General features: G+C 42.2%; 15 protein-coding genes and 1 pseudogene. 5 read left to right on the top strand and 11 right to left on the bottom strand.

The genetic code is table 11. The features are described from left to right. From hypF to ACEW80_RS31945, 6 genes are all read right to left on the bottom strand, one after another. The coding region (hypF, locus tag ACEW80_RS31970; protein ID WP_373530462.1) for a carbamoyltransferase HypF at positions 1 to 2096 on the bottom strand (2096 nt) is incomplete at its 3' end. Then, the gene (locus ACEW80_RS31965) at positions 2086 to 3303 is read right to left on the bottom strand and encodes a hypothetical protein (RefSeq protein WP_373530461.1); all 1218 of its coding nucleotides are present in this window, start codon (positions 3301 to 3303) and stop codon (positions 2086 to 2088) included. The genes ACEW80_RS31965 and hypF, both read right to left, overlap by 11 nt. A gap of 664 nt (positions 3304 to 3967) precedes the next feature. After that, entirely contained in the window at positions 3968 to 4813 is an 846-nt protein-coding gene (locus ACEW80_RS31960) for a NifU family protein (RefSeq protein ID WP_373530460.1), read from the bottom strand. A gap of 190 nt (positions 4814 to 5003) precedes the next feature. Then, positions 5004 to 5228: a hypothetical protein gene (locus tag ACEW80_RS31955; RefSeq protein ID WP_292829464.1), complete on the bottom strand. Its 225-nt coding sequence runs from the start codon at positions 5226 to 5228 to the stop codon at positions 5004 to 5006. Positions 5229 to 5236: 8 nt separating this feature from the next. Beyond that, positions 5237 to 5503 carry a hypothetical protein gene (locus tag ACEW80_RS31950; protein ID WP_373530459.1) on the bottom strand — a complete coding sequence of 89 codons (267 nt, stop codon included), beginning with the start codon at positions 5501 to 5503 and terminating at the stop codon, positions 5237 to 5239. A 58-nt stretch (positions 5504 to 5561) separates the two neighbouring features. Beyond that, entirely contained in the window at positions 5562 to 6530 is a 969-nt protein-coding gene (locus tag ACEW80_RS31945; protein ID WP_373530458.1) for a hypothetical protein, read from the bottom strand. A gap of 807 nt (positions 6531 to 7337) precedes the next feature. Here ACEW80_RS31945 and ACEW80_RS31940 point away from each other — a divergent pair. The 5 genes from ACEW80_RS31940 to ACEW80_RS31920 all read left to right on the top strand — a co-directional run bounded on the left by ACEW80_RS31940 (position 7338) and on the right by ACEW80_RS31920 (position 14908). Next, positions 7338 to 8618 carry a protein kinase gene (locus tag ACEW80_RS31940; protein WP_373530457.1) on the top strand — a complete coding sequence of 427 codons (1281 nt, stop codon included), beginning with the start codon at positions 7338 to 7340 and terminating at the stop codon, positions 8616 to 8618. Positions 8619 to 8718: 100 nt separating this feature from the next. Next, positions 8719 to 9795 (top strand): PstS family phosphate ABC transporter substrate-binding protein, encoded by a 1077-nt coding sequence (locus ACEW80_RS31935; protein WP_373530456.1) that lies wholly within the window; start codon positions 8719 to 8721, stop codon positions 9793 to 9795. Positions 9796 to 10549: 754 nt separating this feature from the next. Further along, positions 10550 to 11593: a type I glyceraldehyde-3-phosphate dehydrogenase gene (gene gap / locus ACEW80_RS31930; protein WP_373530455.1), complete on the top strand. Its 1044-nt coding sequence runs from the start codon at positions 10550 to 10552 to the stop codon at positions 11591 to 11593. A gap of 649 nt (positions 11594 to 12242) precedes the next feature. Beyond that, positions 12243 to 13673, top strand: coding sequence for a pyruvate kinase (gene pyk / locus ACEW80_RS31925; RefSeq protein WP_373530454.1), 1431 nt, complete (start codon positions 12243 to 12245; stop codon positions 13671 to 13673). A gap of 230 nt (positions 13674 to 13903) precedes the next feature. After that, complete coding sequence (locus ACEW80_RS31920; protein WP_373530453.1) at positions 13904 to 14908, top strand: transaldolase; 1005 nt, start codon at positions 13904 to 13906, stop codon at positions 14906 to 14908. A 216-nt stretch (positions 14909 to 15124) separates the two neighbouring features. On the opposite strand, the gene ACEW80_RS31915 is transcribed toward ACEW80_RS31920, so the two are convergent. The 5 genes and pseudogenes from ACEW80_RS31915 to ACEW80_RS31895 form a co-directional block, all read right to left on the bottom strand. After that, on the bottom strand, positions 15125 to 15481 hold the full coding sequence (locus ACEW80_RS31915) for a hypothetical protein (RefSeq protein WP_373530452.1): 357 nt from the start codon (positions 15479 to 15481) through the stop codon (positions 15125 to 15127). An 828-nt stretch (positions 15482 to 16309) separates the two neighbouring features. Beyond that, the gene (gene lnt, locus ACEW80_RS31910; protein WP_373530451.1) at positions 16310 to 17917 is read right to left on the bottom strand and encodes an apolipoprotein N-acyltransferase; all 1608 of its coding nucleotides are present in this window, start codon (positions 17915 to 17917) and stop codon (positions 16310 to 16312) included. Further along, positions 17898 to 20549: a DNA topoisomerase (ATP-hydrolyzing) subunit A gene (gyrA, locus tag ACEW80_RS31905; RefSeq protein ID WP_373530450.1), complete on the bottom strand. Its 2652-nt coding sequence runs from the start codon at positions 20547 to 20549 to the stop codon at positions 17898 to 17900. The genes lnt and gyrA overlap by 20 nt, the downstream gene beginning before the upstream one ends. A 504-nt stretch (positions 20550 to 21053) precedes the next feature. Further along, positions 21054 to 22226, bottom strand: a complete 1173-nt coding sequence (locus ACEW80_RS31900) for a calcium-binding protein (protein ID WP_373530449.1) — start codon at positions 22224 to 22226, stop codon at positions 21054 to 21056. Beyond that, positions 22180 to 22534, bottom strand: a pseudogene (locus ACEW80_RS31895) (hypothetical protein); the annotation flags it as partial. The gene ACEW80_RS31900 and the pseudogene ACEW80_RS31895, both read right to left, overlap by 47 nt.

The following is a 22534-nucleotide window of genomic DNA, read 5'->3' as shown; positions in this document are numbered from 1 at the left end:
GCAATCACTGGTTGTGGAATCTGCTGCTGTAAGTCATTGAGTAAGGCTTGCCACATTGGACAAGGATCTATACAATAAATACTATCTGAAAAGCTAAAACTAAAAGGATATATTAGCGTTTCTTTATGATTATTTAAGCTGCTAACATCTACTATAGCTTCCAATGCGATCGCAGCTTGTCCTTCATAGCTACATTCATCTCTATAAATACCCATAGCCGCCGCCACTGCATCGAACAACCGCCCCACTGAGGAAGCTAGAGGAGAGTTAATCCCTTTCTTAATAAGTTGATTGAGTAGCTTTAGTGGTTTTTTATTCAGAAATTTTACGATTTCTAAATCAGCATATTGTTGTTGGCAATCATCCCAAAGGTTAGCAGATATTAATTGAGCGTAGGTATTACGCCAAGGCTGATAAATTGCTTGTTCACTACCAATCATTGCGACTGGTTTAAATGTTGCTAATCGCTGAAATTTACGGTAATCTGCTAAAAGAAATTCTCCGCCCCAGAGTGTACCATCATCACCGTAACCTAAGCCATCTAAAGCAATGCCTAATACTGGAGATGAATCTAAAGGAATACCATTTTCTGCCATGCAAGCGGCGATATGCGCGTGATGATGTTGGATTTGGGAAATTTTGATTTGATTTGTGTCCGCAAGTTCTTTACCAAGCTTACTAGAAAGATATTTAGGATGTTTATCTATGGCAATTACTTCTGGTTGATGTTCAAATAAATTTAAGTATAAATTCAAAGTGTCGTGGTAAGCATTGAAAGCCGCAGCATTTTCTAAATCTCCCAGATGTTGAGAAAGAATTGCTTCTCCTTCATGCAATAAGCAAAAGGTGTTTTTTAACTGACTACCCATTGCTACAATTTGCGGTACATTGTGAAATCCTGGTGGTAAACTAATTGGTGCTGGTGCATATCCTCTAGCACGCCGAATTGTTTGGGCTTTATCGCCGATAACCCGCACCACCGAATCATCTACCCGATTAATAATCTCCCGATTGTGAAAGAGAAAATAATCAGCGATTGTCCCTAATTTTTCTTTTGCCTCATCATTATCAATACATTGCGGTTCATCAGCAATATTGCCACTTGTTAAAACAATTGGGCGATTCATCCGCCGCAGAATTAAATGATGTAAAGGCGTATAAGGTAGCATGAAACCCAGGGTATTTTGCCCTGATGCAACTGATGACGCTAGTACTTTTTTACCTGACGCTTGTAGCAAAATAATTGGTGCAGCAGAACTTGTCAATAACTCTTTTTCTTTGGCGTTGACAGTACAATATTGTTCAATTATTTCAATATCTCGCGCCATTAAAGCAAAGGGTTTATGATAGCGCCTTTTGCGCTGACGCAGTTTTTGGACAGCAGTTTCCTGAGTCGCATCGCAAGCAAGATGAATGCCACTTAATCCTTTAATTGCCACAATCTCACCCTTTTGCAACAGAGTACAAACAGCATCAACATCATCCAACATGGAGAACATAGAAGCAGTAACCGATTTACCATCAGCGCGTTCTAACCAAGCTTTGGGGCCGCAAGCATGACAAGCTACAGGTTGGGCGTGAAAACGGCGGTTTTCGACATCGTGGTATTCCTTTGCACATTCAGGACATATCACAAACGCAGACATACTGGTATTGCATCTGTCGTAAGGAATCGCACGAATAATACTCAGGCGAGGACCGCAATGAGTGCAGTTAGTAAAGGGGTAGCGATAAAAGCGGCTAAATGGGTTGAATATTTCTTGTTGACACTGTGGACAAGTGGCTGCATCAGGGGTAATTTCTGTTTTAATGGCATTACTGACACTACTAGAAATGACAAAATTATCAAATTTCAATTCACCTTCATAAATAATTCTTGTTAGTTGATTAATTCTTGCCAACGGTGGACATTCTGTTTGTAATCTGGCAACAAATTCGGTTATTGCTTCCTCACTACCAGATACCCGAATTAATACACCTTGTCCATCATTACAAACATCTCCACGCAAACCGCAGGCTTTAGCAAGACGATATACAGTAGGGCGAAATCCTACTCCTTGAACAGTACCACAAACTCTAATTTCTTCAGTCGGCATAGTTAAACTGCCACAGCAATATTCGGTTATTTCCAGAATCAGCTATTATCGCCGTTTTGCCACAAATTTTTATGCCATAACACCAATTTAAGCTATCTCGTTTAGGTAATCCGAAATTACGATTTTCACCTTTATTTTGAAAATTTATTTGTCCTGCAAGACCATTCGCTGTCGCACCTTGTAATGATAGAATAGATTCTACTTTTTTCCATCCTAACAAACGAGAATTAGCAGTATCTGCAACTATTAACCAATCATCAGCAATACCAACACCATAAGGCATACTCAAACTACTAGCACTTGGTAAATAAACTCCTTGATTCATTTCCACATTATCAAAGTTTTTTTGTCCTAAAACTACTGTACAAGGGGTATTATTTTCTGTTGGTATTCCTTGCCAAATCATTACCCGGTGATTACCTGCATCGGTGACAACCAAATTATCTCCCCAAAAGGTGATATCGTGACACCAACGCATACTCGCTGCGGTTGGAGAATCACCGCCGTTTTCATTGCGAGATATCATATCAGGCTGTCCCAAAACTAAATCAGCAGGTTGACCATTTTCTGTTGGTAATTGATGCCAAATTAATACTCTTCGATTACCAGTATCAGCAATAAATAGCCGTCCTTGATGATAGTAAACACCATAAGGCCAGTGCATTGTACTAGCAGATGCTTGTTGATTTCCTCGATTTGGTTCATTATCGGTAAAATTAAGTTGCCCTAACACCAAATCTGCTGGAACATTGCTATCTTCTGGTAAGTTTTTCCAAATCAAAACCCGATGATTCCAAGCATCTGCTACAGCTAACCCTTCGCTGCAAGCACAAATCCCTGTTGGTACACTTAAAGTTGCCCTTCCCGGTGTAGTTTTAGCATTTTGTCCCTCATGATAAAAGTCAGGTTGTCCAATTACCCAATCAGCGGGTTGACTATCTCTTGTGGGTAAATTCTGCCATCCCAATAATCGATGATGTCCCGTATCTGATACCCATAATGGGCCTGTTTCTGATAACAAACAAGCAGCACGAGGCCCGAACATTGTTGTGGAACTGGGTGCTACAGGTATCACTAATTGTTGTGGTTCAATAATGTTACCTAAAATTACCTCTGTACCTTGAGGTGATAGAGGTAAATATTGAGAAACTTCTGTTGCTTCTGGCGGTAATTGTGAGATGGGATTAATTGTAATAGGGATATCCATGAACCGCAGATAGACGCTGATAATTATTTAAAAACATTAATGTTTAACAGCGTGTAACAACAGTAACAATTTTACATTATGTTTTTATTCCAAATCAACGTGAGTTTGACAAATCTCTCCCTGCTTTAAACTTTAGTTCAAGTCTGTCACTCTTCAGTCGGAGAGGGAAGGTTTTGCGTAGAAAAACCAGGAAGAGTCTTTTTATTCAGCTAATTAGGCGCACACTATATAAACCATCGAACTCACGTCAAATTAAGTTAAAACCTTTAAAAACTTCCGTATTAATAAATCTGATAAAACTTCGGTAAATCTTTCGTAGCTTTTACTACACAGCGAGATTTTTAATGAGTGCGCGATGTACTGAAATAAGAAAGCAAAATAGCATTTTGAGTAAGCATTTAGGCATTTGACTTGCGGAAAACACCAAAATAAGTAAGTCAAATGCCATTTTGAGTAAACATTTAGGCATTTTGAGAAAGTAATCAGCCATTTTGCTTTCTTAAAACACTAAAATAAATAACTGAATTACACAAATGAGAAAGCATTCAGGGATTTACTTGCACAAAACACTAAAATCAATGCGCGAACTACTGAAATAAAAAAGCAAAGTAGCCGTGATTTCCTAATGATCAAGTATATTTGCTAAGATATTACCTTCGCGGCATCATTGTTGCAGTTTCACAAAAACCTTATCGTCTTTAATCTCTACTGGATACGACTGAAGCGAAATATCAGGTGCTGTTAAGCATTCACCTGTCTCTAATTTGTACTGAAATCCGTGGGAAGGACAGGTAATAATACCATTTTCAACCTTACCCTTTTCTAGGGGAGATCCTAGATGAGTGCAAGCATTACGGTAACATTTTACTGTAACACCTTGACGATGTAAAATAAGTAAATTACCAGCAAGTTGTACTGCCAATACACTAAGTTCAGGAACTTGATCAATAGTTACTACTTTGATCCAAGTAGAAGTTGTTTTTGAAGCAAATGGACTTATTAAACCAGAATTCGCGTTGTTAACACTAGGGTTGTTATTGACGGCGACCACTTTGGTAATTTCAGGACAATGGTTTTTGATTGCCTGTTCTACTCCTTGAGATAAAGTCAAAGTAGAAGCCGGACAACTGCTGCAAGTTCCGATTAATTTGACTTCTACTGTATCTGGTAGTTTAATTGCCACTAGTTCTACATCCCCATTATGGCTTTTTAAACCTGGGCGAACTTCTTCAAGGGCTGTCTCAACACGTTGTGAAAGCGGGAGCTTTGGTGGTTTGACTAGCTCGTGATACAGTAGCACTGCATAAACTACTTCATCAGCAACAGCATGACGCAAAGCTGACATTGATTCTTGTTTTAGGCTTTTAATCAAATTAGTCAATGCTGCTTTATGCAAAGCTTCAATTGCTCTTTTTAAACCCACTGCTACGCATCGTTGGCTTTCATCCCACTCGGATATAATTGCCTCAAAGCGGTTAATTTCCTGAACTAATTCTTCAAGGTTAGTCATGGTGCAGAAGGATTTTAAATTTTGGACTTCGACTTCTCTACGAGACGCTACGCGTAGCTTGCTTCCCCGTAGGGGTACGCTCAGTCGAACGATTTTGGATTGAACAATCTAAAATTGCAAATCCAAAATTGGGCATGGGGCATTGGAAAAACAACTAACAAAGGACTAATGATTAATGACTAATGACAATTCACTTCATTTTGAAATCCTTCAGGAGAAATGGCATAATCATGCCTGTCACTAAGCTAGATAATATTATTGGTAAGTAGAAAGGAATTGGAGCTTGTGCGAGTAACACTAGCAGTAAAAAACCCACAGCAATACCAATAGTAGTTTGCTTGACAAAATACATTGGGTCGCGTAGAAGCTTTCCTTTAAAAAATAACTTGGCAGAAAACCATCCTATCTCTAACATATTTTCTCCTAATAATTGGTTAACAAATTTAAGACAGTAAGCCCTAAGAGGATGGCGGGAATTACACCCGCAGGGGCAAATAATGCACCAAGCATTGCTGAAAACTGATAACCTATATCTTTTCCAGCTAACAGCATTCCACCAATTGCACCGCCGACCATAGACAAGGCTGTTGCTATGACTAACCACACGAATTCTGTTGCTATATTTAAGTCACCATTTGCTAAACTTGTAAGAAAATCTCTTAAAGCAGTGCTGGTCAAAATATCTCTCATGTTGTTTTGTCATCCTTGTTAAAGTGAACAGTTAGGAATTAAATTAGATATATAATTCCTAACCCTTCATTTCCGCTTCTACATCTTGTAGCGCTTGGGCTACTACCTCTGCTTGTCCAATTTGTTGGTATTTGGTAAATATTTCTAAAGCGTCCTGATAGTAGGTACGCGCTTGCGAAAGATTTTTAGGATTACCAACTTCTGGTTTTTCCTGGTCGTCTGATAAGTTGAATAGAGCGTTGGCTTTGTTAGAAATTGTGTTAGCGTACTCTAGAGGTGTATCTTTGGAGTTACGCACTTTTAGCGCCTCATCGTAAGCTACGATCGCTCTTAAATTATTCTCCACAGGATGGGAACTCACTAAATATTGCAAAGCGTTACCCAAATTGTTTTGCAACATCGCATATTCTCTAGGATGATCAATCAAATTAATATGCTTTAACGCCACCTCAAATGATTGCACAGCTAACCCTTGACGCAAGTATTCCCGTTCTGATGCTAGGGGCATAGAAAGGTAAGCGATCGCAATATTGTTATATAATATCGCGTATTCCTGCGGGTAATCTTCCCAAGTAAACACCCGCAACGCCTCATGATAAGCTTGGATGCTGTCAGTTATCCGTGCCAAATTGAATGGTACAAGCGACTGCAACACCAGCCCAAAATTCATTTGCGTTTCTGCCACTTCCTGAGGCGTTGCTAATTGTTGTAAAATTGGTAACGACTCTTCATAACCTGCTTTCGCTTGCAGCAGCAGTTGGTAATCAGCATCCGGTATTGCCTGTAACGTTCCTGACATCCCCACTTGCGCCCTGGCTTTCAGTAGGGGATACTCTTCACCACACATCTGATATGCCCGGTAATACAAACCAACTGCATTCCGCAAGTCTTGGGCAGTTTTGGGCTTTTTTTGAAAACCCTGCGCTATCTCAATCAGCATCTGGATTTTTTCCTCTGCTGTGGCTGACTCCGATGCAACAGCTGCTAACGCAGCCTTCACCGCTGAATCTGTAATGCTAAGGGTCATAACTCTGCCGTACTCTAGCCAATTGGAAGTTGAGTCTGCCAACACCCACAAATGATTAAGATACGCTTTGGCATCTCATCACGGGCCATACTGATTTACGCAGGCTTCGAGTCCCTTAGGCAGAATTCCCCTTTTTTGTCTGACATTAGGGTGAAAGATTAGGAATAGAAGACAAAGAACAGTTCATAAACTCTATCCCTGTAACTTTTCCCCTTCTTCATTCCCTATATCCAATAAATGAATCAATCTTTTTACTATAAAACACCCTATTTCTAAAAATCTATAGGGGAATTGCCAATATTAATGTCAGTTTTAAACACCTGATATTATTTAAATACTTTTTGTATCATTAGCGAACACAATCTCAATATTATTTATTGAATCGTTGACATACATAACATACATATATAAAGTATCTTACCAGTAAATTTTTCTGTACTCCAAAGAGTGGTCACGCGATCGCCGAAGTGTAAAATACGTTCATGGATCAACACTCAGAATGAATCAGCCTACTGAACCCCAACTGCCATACTTAGAAAGATTCCATCACGTCTTAGCATCTTCACTTTTCTACAAGACGAGATTAGTGTTAAATTTACTTACGTGCTAAAATAATTACATATTTATAAAATTAAGATGTCTATAAAAGTCCTAAACGAACCAATCAAGCGGCTAACCATAAAACTGCTCCAAAGCATAGGTTGCCTGGAAAATTGAGTGCGTCAAATACCAACAAATCTAACGTCAGGTATTTACAACCTCACCAAGCTCTAAGTGGTCAGCAATTTAGCAGGTAGTATACGCTATATGAGCCAGAACCCTCTACTCAGAAAAAAACTTCAGAGTCGCTTTGAGACTGCCAAACTGCTGGGAAGCGGAGAGTCTGGTGATACTTACTTGTTAGCATCGGGGAAACGCCAAAAGCGTCAATGCTCTATCGTCGGAAAAACACTTAGGAATCGCTTTGAGATTGTCAAAGAGCTAGGAAGTGGCGGTTCTGGTGATACCTACTTAGCCATAGACCTAGATTTACCAGGGAAACCCTATTGTGTTGTCAAACATTTTCACCCAAAAGATCCCAATCCGGCTATTCTACCGATCGCTAAAAATCTATTTGATCGGGAAGCGGAAGTTTTATACCAGTTAGGCAATAACCACGACCAAATTCCGAGACTATTTGCCCATTTTGATGAAGATGGAGATTTCTATTTAGTCCAGGACTTTATTGACGGTCATGCCTTGACTCAAGAAATTGTACCAGGTCAACGTCTACACGAAAATGCAGTCTTAAATTTATTAAAAGACATTCTGGAAGTGCTAGTCTTCGTCCATGAACACAACATTATTCACCGGGATATTAAGCCACAAAATATAATGCGGCGGCATTCTGATCAGAAAATTGTGCTAATTGACTTTGGCAGCATTAAAAAAATTGGGGCTTTGGGAGCAGGCTTAACAGTTATTGTTGGGACTCCTGGCTATATGCCTAGTGAGCAGGCTAAAGGAAGACCAAAACTTTGCAGCGATATCTATGCAGTAGGGATGATTGGCATTCAAGGTTTAACAGGTTTAATACCGGAGCAACTACAAGAAGATCCCAATACCGGAGAAGTTATCTGGCGAAATAAGGCACAGGTAAGCGATGCCTTAGCAAATGTTTTAGATATAATGGTTAGCGATCGCTTTAGCCAGCGTTACCAGTCTGCCGCAGAAGCTCTCCAAGCCCTTAATTCTGATCTGGCGTTGTCACACTCCTCACAATCTGCTGGCATCAACCAAAACACTAATGACAGCTATTTGCAAACTTATAAAAACTTTCTTTTGATCCTGGGGATCGGTCTTGGTGCTACTACTAGTTTGATAGTAATAGTTTTAATCTATATATTTGTGAATACGGGTACATTGCTTCCTAACCAACCTACTCAACTAAAAATGTTTATAGAAAAATTTGTTGGGTCACAGTTAAATAATCTGAATAGCCTAGTAGTAACTAAATTAATACCCAACAGAATAGTTTGTAAAAAGGATTGTACAATCGCAAAGACCAAAAAAGAGCAAGTTAAATTTAACTACATTAAAAAGAGTTAATTATCTGCCAGCGATCGCAAACTGGCTATTATAGATTTGTTTTAAATTTAAATGTCTAGAGATTACTGTACGATAAATAAAATAAACAACATTTAAAAATATGGACAATACAAATCAAAGAAAACCTTTAATTAACGGCGAAATCGCCCTCTTTCTTAGAGGTTTGATTATTGGTAAAGTGCTGACGCTTATAGTTATTGGCGGACTGCTTTGGTGGTTACTCAAGCCGAACTTAGCCTCCCGTAGCAGCGCTAACTCTTCCTCTAATCAAAGTTTAAACACTGATTCTAGTACCGGATCAACTTTTCAAACGGTTGCTGAGGTTCCCAATGCCTCATTTAACTACGGCGGTAGTACAGCTTGGGCATCTATTCGGCAATTGGTAGATTCTCAAATCCAAAGCACCCGCCCTGAACTACAATTGCGCTACGTAGACCCTGTTAATAGTAGCCCTGGTTCCAGTTCAGGTATTCGGATGTTGCTTGATGGGCAACTAGATTTTGCTCAGTCCTCTCGTCCCCTTACAGATGAAGAACAAGCGATTGCTAGAGAGCGAGGCTTTACACTTGAGCAACGTCAAGTAGGTATGGATGGCATAGCAGTGGTAGTTAACCCATCACTGAATGTATCAGCTTTAACTGTCGATCAATTGGAGAAAATTTATTTGGGGCAAATTACTAACTGGGAACAAGTCGGTGGGCCAAACTTACCTATCACTCCTTTGTCCCAACGACCAGAAGACGCAGATACAACAGTATTTTCTAACAACAGCAACCTGAAGGGGCAAGCACTTGGCTCTAATGTGCAGTATATCTACTCGACTACAGATGCAGTGCGGCAACTTAGTAAAACCCCTGGTGGTGTGTATTATGCTTCTGCCCGTTCAGTAGTATTTCAATGTAGTGTAAAGCCTTTGCTGTTAGGTCGCACTTCTGGTCAGGGAATTCCCCCCTATCGAGAACCTATGGTATCAGCTGAACAGTGTCCACGTCAGCGCAACCAGCTAAATACTCAGGCGATCAAAAATGGCAGCTATCCGATTATTGCTAATTTGTTTGTGATTATTAAGCAGAATAAAGGTCGGGAACAGCAAATTGGGGATGCCTATGCCAAACTTTTATTAACTGACCAAGGGCAAAGGGCTATTGAGCAAGCTGGTTTCGTCGGCATTCGCTAGTAAATTTATATGACAATTAAGCCCCCTTGCCGAGTTTGATAACTTTAACAAAGTTTGGGGGTTTAATTCCCTTGCCTCTACAGGCAGCACGAATTGAGTGCCTAGTTAGAAATCCTCGTTATATAATGTAATTACATTAGCGCCATGCAGAGCGAGTCCGCGTAACCGTGCGGGGGCGTATTGGTTTATAGAGATGCGATCGCTTAATTAGGGAGCAATTATTAGCTCACCTTTGATCACCACTTTATCAGTCGTTACTCTGAATGTAGCAATTGTTTTTACCAACATTGCAATATTCATAAGCAATATTACAGCACTCATCATCAATACTGCAACATTTCTCCAAAAGATCACAATATTCATAAGTAACATTGCAATATTTCTCCAAAACATTGTAACATTTATTATCAATACAGCAACATTTATCTTTAACATCACAATATTCGGTATAACCTAATACGATTAATTTAAGGCTAAAAACTAAAATTGGTGTGGTGGGTTGAGGAACAAAACCCAACATTCTTAACCAGTTGTTGAGTTTCGTTATTGCTCAACCCAATTTACTATTTTTCTTAACTAAAGTGTGTTGCAGTCTGACTTATATCTTAGTAATGCCCCAAACCTTAAAAGATGCCAATTAAATATGCTTTAGCTGACTGATACTGTCACGATCAGAACGTAAAGAGTAGAAGGCAATCTATTTTGACTTTTAACTTCTTCTTTTGTTCAACTTTCCACAATAGGAAGTTTAATCTTGACTAAATTAAAAGTTGGTATCAATGGTTTCGGTCGCATCGGGCGACTTGTATTTCGTGCTGGCATCGACAACCCCAATATTGAGTTTGTGGGCATTAACGATCTAGTCCCACCAGATAACCTCGCTTACCTATTAAAGTATGACTCAACCCACGGTAAATTAAAGCTCAAAGTTGAAGCCAAGGAAGATGGTATCCTCGTTGATGGGCACTTTATTCCTTGTATGTCGGTGAGGAATCCAGCAGAATTGCCTTGGGGACAATTAGGTGCAGATTATGTCGTAGAATCAACGGGACTCTTCACTACCTATGAAGGGGCTGCAAATCACCTGAAAGCAGGTGCAAAGCGAGTAGTAATTTCCGCTCCTACTAAAGATCCAGATACAGTTCCTACCCTAGTAATGGGTGTCAATCACCATCTATTTGACCCCAACAAGGATATTATTGTCTCCAATGCTAGCTGCACTACAAACTGTCTAGCTCCTATAGCTAAGGTGATCAATGACAACTTTGGGTTAACCGAAGGGTTGATGACCACAGTTCATGCCATGACTGCCACCCAGCCAACTGTAGACGGACCCAGTAAGAAGGATTGGCGGGGTGGACGAGGTGCAGCCCAGAATATTATTCCCTCCTCCACAGGCGCAGCTAAAGCTGTAGCACTGGTTTTACCAGAATTGAAGGGTAGGTTAACTGGTATGGCATTCCGAGTTCCGACTCCCGATGTCTCTGTAGTTGATTTAACATTCAAAACTGCCAAAGCCACCAGTTATCAAGAAATCTGTGCTGCGATGAAGGAGGCTGCCGCAGGTTCGTTAATAGGTATATTAGGCTATACAGATGAAGAAGTAGTTTCCACAGATTTTCAAGGCGATACCCATTCTAGTATCTTCGACGCGGGTGCTGGCATTGAGTTAAACTCAAATTTCTTTAAGGTAATTGCCTGGTATGACAACGAGTGGGGCTACTCGAATCGTGTGATTGACTTAATGTTGTCTATGTCACAGAAAGAAAAACTCGCTTCAGCTGTTGCTGTGGTTTGATTAGTCATTGGGCATGGGGCATTGGGCATTGGTAATTAAGTTTCTTTCCTAGTCTCTAGTTCCGAGTACCCATTCCCTAGTCCTTGATTTGAAATTTGGGTCAAATGGTAAGTAAATACCCAAAAATAAAACGCAATCTAGCATTTCTATTTAGCAAAGCAGTGATATAAAACACGTCTGAATTTGGATGCTTTGCGCGATTGTAGACGACGGTCTACGCCCAATACAGTTTGGATAAGCACTCTTCACTTTGTTTATAGTCTGGACTTACGCAAACATTGAAGAAGAATTCAGAAGCCAGAATGGGCTAATCGCCCCGCTATCGCTAACAGGAGTCAGAATCAATGAGTAGGGGATTCAGACCCGCCACTCGATAGCGCAGCGCTATCGCGGACTCGCTACCGCTACGCTATCCGCCAGTCGTACAGAATTCAGAATGAATTCTGACTCCTGAATTCTGTTTGATAACCGAAACCCTTATTTTCAGGTAGGGGCAATTCATGAATTGCCCCAGAGCGCGTGTACTTTTGCGTAAGTCCTAATAGTCTGGGGAAAGCTCAAGGGATAAAGAGTAAATGTATTCAAAACCTTTTCCCTTTGCCCTTTCCCCCTTAACCGAATCGTATTGACTCTTCACCTCATAATCCCTATGCGTCGAACCAAAATCATTTGTACTGTTGGGCCGGCTACATCTGCGCTTGAAAAGCTGCAAGCCTTAGTAGAAGCTGGAATGAATGTGGCGCGGTTGAATTTCTCTCACGGAGCCTATGAATTCCATGCCCAAACGGCTCAGTATCTCAGGCAGATTAGTACTGAGCAGCAAAAGCCGATCGCAATTATGCAAGACTTGTGTGGTCCGAAGATTCGCTTGGGAACTTTACCACCAGAAGGGTTAAATCTGGAAGCTGGTAGTGAAGTCACCTTTGTTTTGCAAGAAAAGGGTGAAAGCATTAACGAAATACCCCTACCATTGCCGACTTTGTTTGCAATGGTGCGACCAGGCGAACCGATTTTGATTAATGATGGTCGCGTTAAGTTGATTGTCACCGATCGCGATGCCGATCGCATTCGGGCACAAGTAACAATTGGCGGGTTAATTTCTACGCACAAGGGAGTAAACCTGCCACAAACTCCTTTACCCGTTAGTTCCATCACCGAAAAAGACTTGCTAGATTTGCGCTTTGGGATTCAGTTAGGTGTAGACTGGGTAGCGGTGTCCTTTGTACGATCGCCACAAGACTTAGAACCCGCCAAGCGGATGATTGAAGCAGCTGGTGCTTCCATCCGCTTAATTGCCAAAATCGAGAGAGCAGAGGCAGTAGAGCAGTTTGACTCCATTTTGCAGGTTGCCGACGGAATTATGATTGCCCGTGGCGATTTAGGAGTTGAAGTGCCGATTCAGGAAGTGCCGATGATTCAAAAAGATATTATTCGTCGTTGCAATCATGCTGGTAAGCCGGTGATTACAGCCACGCAAATGCTAGAGTCGATGATTAGCGCCCCCGACCCCACCCGCGCTGAAGCAACGGATGTTGCTAACTCCATTTTGGATGGCACTGATGCGGTAATGCTTTCTGGTGAAACTGCTGTCGGACAATATCCCATTGCCGCCGTCCAGATAATGCACAACATCGCTATTCGGACAGAACAAGCCTTGGATGAGGGTAGTAGACATTCCTGGTGTCATGAGGCAGGTAGCCTCAGCGTCACCGAATCCGTGGCAGAATCAGTGTGTCGCATTGCTTATGAAACCGGCGCACGGGCAATTCTCTGTAACACAACTTCCGGGAGTACGGCGAGAATGGTATCTAAATACCGGCCAACTTCTCCTATTATTGCTCTAACCCCTGATATCACCGCTTACCGCCAGCTAGCCCTTTCTTGGGGTGTAGAACCTTTGCTGATTCCACCAGTTCACAATGCCGAAGAGATGTTTACCAATGTGGTGAACACAGTTGTAGAAATGGGTCTAGCGAATCAGGACGATAAGGTAGTGATTACCTCTGGCGTTCCAATTGGTAAATCGGGAACAACTAGTTTAATCAAAGTGCACTCCATTGGACAGCCAATTTCGGCATAACACATCTAGAATAGGGCTGTGGCTCTAGATAGCAAGCAGAATTAGGCAATGATCCAAAAAAATTGCCAGAATCAGAATTAAAGGAACTGGGGAGTAGGGAGTAAGGAGTGGTGACTAGTAACTGGGGACTAAGGAGAAGAACAATAACTCAGCACTCAGCACTCAGCACTCAGCACTCTTTAAGTCAGCACTCTTTAAGTAAGTCCTAAACAAACATCACGGAGTATTCTATGTCTAAAAGCTTACTAGAACAATTGCGAGAAATGACTGTTGTAGTCTCAGATACAGGGGATATCCAAGCAATTGAAAAATTCAAACCCCAAGACGCCACCACCAATCCTTCTCTGATTACTGCGGCGGCGCAAATGGCAGGATATCAGGGAATTGTTGATCATACTTTACTCCAGGCAAAGAAAGATGCTGGAGCCGGAGCCACCCAAGCAGAGATAGTTTCTCTAGCTTTTAAGCGTTTGGCAGTTGCCTTTGGATTAAAGATTTTGCAAATTATTCCCGGTCGCGTGTCTACAGAAGTGGATGCTCGCTTGTCTTACGATACCGAAGCTACCCTGACTATGGCACGGGAACTAATTGCTCAGTATAAAGCTGCTGGAGTTGACCGCGATCGCGTTTTGATTAAAATTGCCGCCACCTGGGAAGGCATTCGCGCTGCGGAAGTTCTGGAGAAAGAAGGTATTCACTGTAACCTTACACTGTTGTTTGGTATTCACCAAGCGATCGCCTGTGCAGAAGCTGGTGTGACTCTGATTTCTCCCTTTGTTGGTCGGATTCTTGACTGGCACAAAAAAGATACCGGACGCGATAGCTACCCAGCCGCCGAAGACCCAGGAGTTTTGTCTGTCACCAAAATCTACAACTACTACAAGAAATTCGGCTATAAAACCGAAGTTATGGGAGCTAGCTTCCGCAACATTGGCGAAATTACTGAACTTGCAGGTTGTGATTTGCTGACCATTTCCCCGTCACTTTTGGCTGAATTGCAGGCAACTGTTGAAGAATTGCCACGCAAACTCGACCCTGCCAAGGCAGCCAATTTGTCAATTGAAAAAATAGCCGTTGACAAAGCTAGTTATGAGAAACTGCACGCAGCTGACCGCATGGCAACTGACAAACTAGATGAAGGCATTAAAGGTTTCACCAAGGCGCTAGAAGACCTTGAGAAACTTTTGGCAGACCGACTGGTTCGCCTTGAAGGAGAGGTAGTAGCAAGTCATTAAAAAGTAAGCATAAGCTGATGTGCCGCTAAATTGCATAACACGAAAACGCAAAATTATTGTAGTGCGGGCATCTTGCCCGCTTCCAATATACAAATTAAATACGCAACAGCATAAATGGTTAGTGGTTAGTAGAACGATCAATAACCACTAACCATTAGTTGCTTGCATCAGCAATCATTAATACCATCGTCGGATCATTTGGTATCGTCCAAAGGGCTACCGTCGTTGGATATTCTGGTATCTTCCTCGTCGGATATTCTGGTATCGTCCCAAGGGCTGCCGTCGTTGGATATTCTGATATCGTCCTCGTCGGATATTCTGGTATCGTCCAAAGGGCTGCCGTCGTTGGATATTTTGGTATCGTCCTCGTCGGATATTCTGATATCGTCTAAACCGCCGTTGAGCTATCAAAAGCTCTCCGGTTTTATCTCCAACTAGGTTGCCTTCTGGTGCAGCGCTCTGTTCATTGGGAGCATTGCTTAAAGAAATATCCTTCGCTTCAGCTAATGAGGGCGGAGACACAAAGGCGAATAGCAACATCGCTATTGAGGATAACTTCCTGAAACCTTTCATGTTTTTGCTTCTCTAAACTTTCGGTAATAACTTTATTAAAACACTTTAAAATCCGCGAATTATTGCTCGTACACTTTTTTAAACTTAAGTGTGAAATTTTAATTTAAAATCTCAGCATTAGGGATAATTGTAAATTGGATAAAACTGTGCATTTAAGTAATTAGTTTCGAGCAAAATGTAATTTTTCTCACATCGAAAATGTATAGCGTTTATTAATTGAATACACTAAATTTTTTTCTTGTGAGGTGGGGACGGAAACCCTTCTATAGTAAGGGCGAGATGCTCCCAAGTTTTGATTTAATGAAAGCTGTGATTACTAATTAAAGTGAGTTTGATAAGCAAAAAAGCTTAAAAAATGTAACTGGTAAATATTTAAAAAAAATCTCAAGTTCAAATCAGGCGGATATCGGAGATATTGCGCTGATTTGCTGTTGTTATAAAAACGGTTAGGACTACGTTTTGTGTCGCATTTAATCAACTTAAGAAGAAAATGAAACAACACCCTATCATGGTAGTTAGTAGCATTCGTGTCTAATACTTTATTTTTTGCCCTAAAAGAATCTCAGGTAAATCACCCCTGATTTTTTGACGGCAGAATGTGGAAGTTTTGACTGATTAACCTAGTTGGAGAACGCTGATGTCTAAAGAAAGAAAAAGCAATAAAGAAGTTAAAAAACCTAAAAAAGATCCCCAAGATAAAAAGGAGAAAAAAGAACCAAACAAATAGGACGATAGAGTTGCTATAGCGATCGCTTCCACCCTGCTCAACCCTTAGGTCACTGGCAAGGGTAAACTTAAGTAGTCAAGCGATCGCTAATTGTTAACGAATCAATTACTGAATTTCTTGATACCGATAGTTTGAATTACCAGCCAAGCTCCTCCAGAGAATATCAACAACAACGGTGTTAACCAATCACCCCAACGCACATATAAAGTTTGCGTCTGTCGCCGATAAATTGTTTCAGCATGGATTTCGTAGGTATTATATCCAGATATCCACAAAGTTCTGCCGTGAGGATCTACAAAGGCTGAATATCCCGTATTAGTTGCCCGTGCTGACCATCTATCGGTTTCAATTGCCCGCATGATATCCTGGGCATGGTGCTGGAGTGGCATAGATGCACTGTAATGAGCATCATTAGAAGAACTGAGAATAAATTGCCCACCCGCAGCAGCTTGACGGCGAAATTGTTCAGGAAAAGCAGATTCATAACATATACTAGCGATCGCCCGACCAAAAGGAGTGTCAAATAGCTGATTTGCTGAACCAGGAACTTGGTGTGCCTCCAAAGGCGATAAGCGCTGAACTATTCCGCCTAAAATTCCCTCAAAAGGAATATATTCTCCCAAAGGTACCAATTTAGCTTTGTCGTAGCGGCTGACAATTTCACCTTTACTATTGAAAGTAAACAAACTAATTGTATAACTATCTCCCCGTTCGCCAAAAGCTCCAATCCAAGCAACTACGCCTTTTTCCTTTACGGCTGCGACTAAGGCAGTTCCCAGTAAGTCACGCTGGAAAATAGGTAAAGCTCCTTCTGGGGTGAGGACTGCATCTACACCTTGATCTGCTAAAGTTATATACCCACTGGTGTAGTTTTCTTGAGCGCGACGAAACCCTTCGGAACTTCGTAAAAGTCGGTTTGGGATATTACCCTGAACAATCCCCACTTTTAAAGCTGTTTCTGGTGATTGAGCGATCGGACGTGTATATAAGATAAAACCGATCAGGTGTAAAGTAATTAATAATCCTGTGGCAATAACCCAGTATTTATTAACAAACCGCAGAGGCGCAAAGGACACAGAGGAAATTCTCTCTGCGCCCTCTGCGTCTGGGCGGTTCATCCATCCTTCCGCAATCAAGCCATTCACGGCAACTATGGCCGCCGTCACAGTATTAGGCCCAGAGAGTTGGCCAAGGTGTAGAATAACGAGATTATGCGGACTTTGGGTGTAAGCCAGGGAACTCCACCACAGAGGCCCGGCACTCCATAGACTCTCTAAACCGCACCAGACGGCTGTACCAATCAGTATACGTAGCCACGGTTTTTGCCCACCCAGGCGAACCATCACAGCCGCCCAAATAGTAACAAATACGCCTCCCAACAGGCTGATAAATCCCCAACAAAAAAGTGTAATTGCCAAGCTCGGCCACCACGGAACGCCCAACCAAGTCATCGGGTGGATTCCCGTAATCCAGGACAGGGCGATACCGTGATAAGCGATACCCCAGAGGAGAGCAGGGGGAGATTGGTTTTTCTGTTTGGCATAACCAACAACTAGCACCCAGAGGGGAGCTAGGGCAATCCAGGCTAAGAACCATGCACCTACAGGGGCGACGGTTAGCCCCATTAAAATGCCGCTAGCTAAGGCAATTAAGTAAGGGAGTAAGGCGGTTAACCTCTCCCCCTGCTTTTTATTCAGCTTCTTCTGCATCGACAGCATCAGGTGGAACTATTGCCACTCCGGTAATAGCGTCATCTTCATCTAAACGCTGCACTCTCACTCCAGTAGCCGATCGCGATTGGATAGAAATCGCATTCAATGCTTGACGGATGATAATACCGCGATTCGTCACCATCATCATTTCATCATCATCGTCGTTTACAATGCGTAGGGTTGCCAACTTGTCTTTGTTTTTGCGGTTTTTGAACTTGGTTGCCATTAAACCCTGACCAGCACGATTTTGCAGCCGGAACTGGGCAACTGGTACGCGTTTACCATATCCTGCCATTGTAATTACCAACACCCAAGGTCCTATACTGCCATTGCCAGATACTTCTGCGGATTCTTCATTAATTTCGATAGTTTCGATAGTTTCGATATCTTCTGTTTCGATGGTTTCGATGGTTTCGATATCTTCTGCTTCGATAGTTTCGATGGTTTCGATATCTTCAATTTCGACTTCTGTTTCCAAAGTTGCAAGAATTGCTGCGGGTAGAATATCCATACCCACCAGCTCATCTTTATTTTTGAGTTTCATGGCTTTCACCCCACGAGTCGCCCTACTTAAAGGACGCAATTGTTCGTGGTTGCACCGGAAATGAATCGCCATCCCGTGACGAGAACCAATGATTACACTGTCCTCTGCTTTCGCGCGTCGCACCCAGCGAAGTTGGTCGCCTTCTTCTAAGGAAATAGCAATCAAGCCATTGGCGCGAATGTGGCTAAAGGCTGCCAATGCAGTTTTCTTGATATTGCCGCCTTTGGTGAGCATGACCAAATATTCTTCGTTGCTAAACTCGTCAACGGGTACAATCGAAGTGATTTTTTCCTCTTTGGGAATCGGTAGCATTTGGACAATTGGTGTGCCGCGACTGGTACGCGAACTCACTGGAATTTGATACGCTCTCAGGCAGTAAACGACACCACGCTGGCTAAAGAATAAAATACTGTCGTGATCGCAGCAAGTCAAAAAATGCTCAACGGTGTCATCATCTTTGACCTTGGCTGCGGCTTTACCTCTGGTAGCACGGCTTTGCGCTTCAAAGGTGTTGACTGGCATCCGTTTGATGTAACCTTGCTCTGTAACTAAAATGATCGCTTTTTCATTGGCAATTAGGTCACGGTCATCTAATTCCCCTTCCCCTGGTAAAATCACCGTGCGCCGGGGTGTGGCGAAGCTAGTTTTTAGTTGCGCGACTTCGGTTTCAATGATTTCTAGCACTCTCTCCCGTCGTGCCAAAATATCTTGCAAGTCGGTAATCTTCGTTTGTAATTCCTCGTGTTCCAGACGAATTTTGTCTGCTTCTAAGGCAGTCAAGCGCCGTAATTGCATCTGCAAAATCGCATCTGCTTGCACTTCCGAGAGTCCGTAAGTTGTGATTAATTCGCCTTTAGCTGTGGGCGCATCTGGTGCATGGCGAATCAAGACAATAATTGGATCTAACTGGGAAAGGGCAATTAATAACCCTTGCAGGAGATGGTCGCGTTCCTCAGCTTTCCGCAGTTCGTAGCGGGTGCGTCTGACAATGGATTCGATCCGAAAATCCAAGAAGACGCTTAAAAACTGCTTGAGGGTGAGTACTTGGGGTTCGCTATTCACCAACGCCAGCATATTTGCGCCAAAGTTGGCTTGCAGTGGCGTTTGCTTGTAGAGGTTGTTTAAAACGACGCGAGGATAAGCATCACGCTTGAGTTCGATGACAACTCGCATCCCGTCGCGATCGCTTTCATCCCGGATATCTGCAATCCCCTCTAGACGCTTTTCGTTCACCATTTCGGCGATTTTTTCAATCAGCGCCGCTTTGTTGGTTTGATAGGGCAATTCGGTGATGATAATTGCTTCTCTATCTGGCCGTCCTCGCTGTTCAACGGTTTCAATGTTAGCTACACCACGCATGGTAATGGAACCCCGCCCGGTGGTGTAAGCTTCTCGAATGCCAGATGTCCCCAAAATCTGCGCCCCAGTGGGAAAGTCGGGGCCTTGGACATACTGCATTAATTCGAGATCGGTAATTTCTGGATTGTGGATCACTGCCACCAAAGCATCAATCAATTCGCCCAAATTGTGGGGGGGAATGTTGGTTGCCATGCCCACGGCAATCCCAGAGGAACCGTTGAGCAATAATTGGGGAATCCGGGCCGGTAAAACTGTCGGTTCTTGCTGAGAACCGTCGAAGTTATCGGCAAAGTCTACAGTTTCCAATTCGATGTCGTGCAGTAGACCAGCACTAGTTAGAGCTTGCAAGCGACATTCTGTGTATCGCATTGCGGCTGGCGGATCGTTGTCTACCGAACCAAAGTTACCATGCCCGTTAACCAAGGGCGATCGCATCGAAAAATCCTGCGCCATCCGCACTAGGGCATCATAGACTGCCGTATCGCCGTGGGGGTGATATTTACCCAGCACTTCCCCAACTACACGGGCGCATTTTTTGAAAGGGCGATCGTGGAGCAGACCTAGCTCGTGCATTGCGTAGAGAATGCGACGATGCACAGGTTTTAGACCATCCCTGGCATCTGGCAGCGCCCGACCCACTATCACGCTCATGGCGTATTCCAGATAAGACTGCGACATTTCGGTTCGCAAGTCTATCGGGATAATCCTCTCCTGTGAGGTTGTCATAACCTAAAAATCTCCAAAAATCGTAGATTTTAGCTTGTTTACTCAACAAAGCGCAAAATTATCCTAAATTGCTCTTGAATAATTGCTATATTTTGATACAATCTTAGCATATATTGCTTTTTTTTGCCTGGTCAGCTAACCCAATTATCTAGCAAATAAATAGTATAATTAATTACGATTAAAAAGTTCTTAGTTGGTTAACGAGAGCAGCGAACTGAAAGCTTGCTTAATGCAAATTTACCTAACTTGAAATATGACGCGGTAAATTTAAGATAACAATACAAATTGCCTTTATAAGCTTTTGATTTTATAACCGTAATTTACTCAAAATTACGGCGTTGCTAAATTCAGGTATGAAAATTATTTTGCGTGATTTGAAAAACTTTGTAGAGACGTTGCATTGCAACGTCTCTACATCAAGATTCATATATCTAATCAGCAATGCCCAAATTACCTTTTTTTGGCAAAGGTATTAATATGTTCTACATCTTAATACCTAAAAACCTAAGCAATCAGACTGAAATTACTACTACTCAGAGTAATATCAGGATTCCCTAAACGAGCAAACTCAAACACTGTTCCTGTACCCAGAATATTGCCATCCCGGTTATAGAATAAACTGCCACTATTTTGACTAAAGACAATACGCGCATTACTAGCGTTGACAAATTGATCATTAGTGACAACTGAAAAGTTAGTTAAAGCCTGTCCCACAGTATTAGTAACAGTATTGAATGTGGTTTTACTCAGCACAATTTGGTCTTGTCCCGCTTCAAACTCGGTGATGTAATCAACACCTAAGCTTGTGCTAAAAACCCCACTACTTTGGAATACATATTTATCATTACCGATTCCTCCAGTCAGAATATCATCACCCAGTCCTCCTAAGAGTTGGTCATTACCGATTCCACCTGTGAGAATATCATTACCATTACCTCCTTGAAGGGTGTCATTTCCTGCTAACCCTTGCAGTTGGTCATTTCCGTCACCGCCAATCAAAGTGTTATTCAGTGTATTACCAGTGAGACGGTCATTACCTGCGCCACCCGTTGCATTTATCGTCGGGCTATTGCTGAGGTTGATGTTAATAGAGGCAGAATCGTCATTAGTAATAGTTCCGGTTAAGGTTGTTGTAGTGCCGATGGTGTAACGAGTGCTTGCTGCTAGAGTGATAGCAACTGTTTCATTACTTTCAACAGTGGTGTCTGCTGTCGGGTCAATGGTTAGGGTTTTTGTACTACTTCCGGCTGCAAAGGTAATTGTTCCGGTGGTAGCTGTAAAGCTGGCTGCACCTGTTTGAGTGTAGTCGGTGTTTAAGGTAGCTGTGCCAGAAACGCTATAGTTCACAGTTAAGGCATTGGTGGTGCTGCCGGTGCGGGTGAAGGTGTAAACTAGGTTAGTGGTGCCATCTTCAGCGACACTAGGGGGACTTCCTACGGCGAGAGTGATATTTGGGTTAGGATTTGTAATATTGACTAACTGTAGGGAATAGTTGGAGTTGACGTTGTTGGAGTTTTGACCAATTCCAACATAGTAATTTCCTGCCTGCAAAGTTCTAGTAACTTGGCTGTTACGACCATTACCAGCAACATCAGAATAAAGTTCCTCTCCGGTATCAATCAATCCATTATTATTCTTGTCGTAATAGATTTTGGCATAGAGATAGTTTTGAGTCACTCCACTCAAGTAAAGTAATATCATTTGTGCCTGTCAGGGAGAATTTGTAGTAATCTAGTGGGTCTACACTCCCGACAAATTCTGTGATAGTCCTATTACCAGTCAGAGTGCCAATATTGTAAGCAGTGGTGAATGTGTTCCCAGGATTGGAGGGAATCGATGCAGGTGCAGATGTGGCTGCTAACTGTAGGGAATAGCTGGAGTTGACGTTGTTGGAGTTTTGACCAATTCCAATATAGTAACTCCCCGCTCCTAATGTTGTGGTAATTTGACCGTTTCGACTGGAACCAGAAATCTCAGAGTAAAGT

Origin of the sequence: Nostoc sp. (assembly GCF_041747015.1) — a bacterium.
Classification (GTDB): Bacteria; Cyanobacteriota; Cyanobacteriia; order Cyanobacteriales; family Nostocaceae; genus Nostoc.
Note: the sequence above shows the minus strand (reverse complement) of the source record. Positions and strands in the feature narration are given on the sequence as shown.

Excerpts from the sequence above, each read along its gene's own strand:
- ACEW80_RS31935 (WP_373530456.1), top strand. The coding sequence starts at position 8,719 with ATGGACAATACAAATCAAAGAAAACCTTTAATTAACGGCGAAATCGCC.
- lnt (WP_373530451.1), bottom strand. The coding sequence starts at position 17,917 with ATGCAGAAGAAGCTGAATAAAAAGCAGGGGGAGAGGTTAACCGCCTTA.
- pyk (WP_373530454.1), top strand. The coding sequence starts at position 12,243 with ATGCGTCGAACCAAAATCATTTGTACTGTTGGGCCGGCTACATCTGCG.
- ACEW80_RS31965 (WP_373530461.1), bottom strand. The coding sequence starts at position 3,303 with ATGGATATCCCTATTACAATTAATCCCATCTCACAATTACCGCCAGAA.
- ACEW80_RS31920 (WP_373530453.1), top strand. The coding sequence starts at position 13,904 with ATGTCTAAAAGCTTACTAGAACAATTGCGAGAAATGACTGTTGTAGTC.
- ACEW80_RS31960 (WP_373530460.1), bottom strand. The coding sequence starts at position 4,813 with ATGACTAACCTTGAAGAATTAGTTCAGGAAATTAACCGCTTTGAGGCA.
- ACEW80_RS31940 (WP_373530457.1), top strand. The coding sequence starts at position 7,338 with ATGAGCCAGAACCCTCTACTCAGAAAAAAACTTCAGAGTCGCTTTGAG.
- ACEW80_RS31915 (WP_373530452.1), bottom strand. The coding sequence starts at position 15,481 with ATGAAAGGTTTCAGGAAGTTATCCTCAATAGCGATGTTGCTATTCGCC.
- gyrA (WP_373530450.1), bottom strand. The coding sequence starts at position 20,549 with ATGACAACCTCACAGGAGAGGATTATCCCGATAGACTTGCGAACCGAA.
- ACEW80_RS31945 (WP_373530458.1), bottom strand. The coding sequence starts at position 6,530 with ATGACCCTTAGCATTACAGATTCAGCGGTGAAGGCTGCGTTAGCAGCT.
- ACEW80_RS31950 (WP_373530459.1), bottom strand. The coding sequence starts at position 5,503 with ATGAGAGATATTTTGACCAGCACTGCTTTAAGAGATTTTCTTACAAGT.
- ACEW80_RS31955 (WP_292829464.1), bottom strand. The coding sequence starts at position 5,228 with ATGTTAGAGATAGGATGGTTTTCTGCCAAGTTATTTTTTAAAGGAAAG.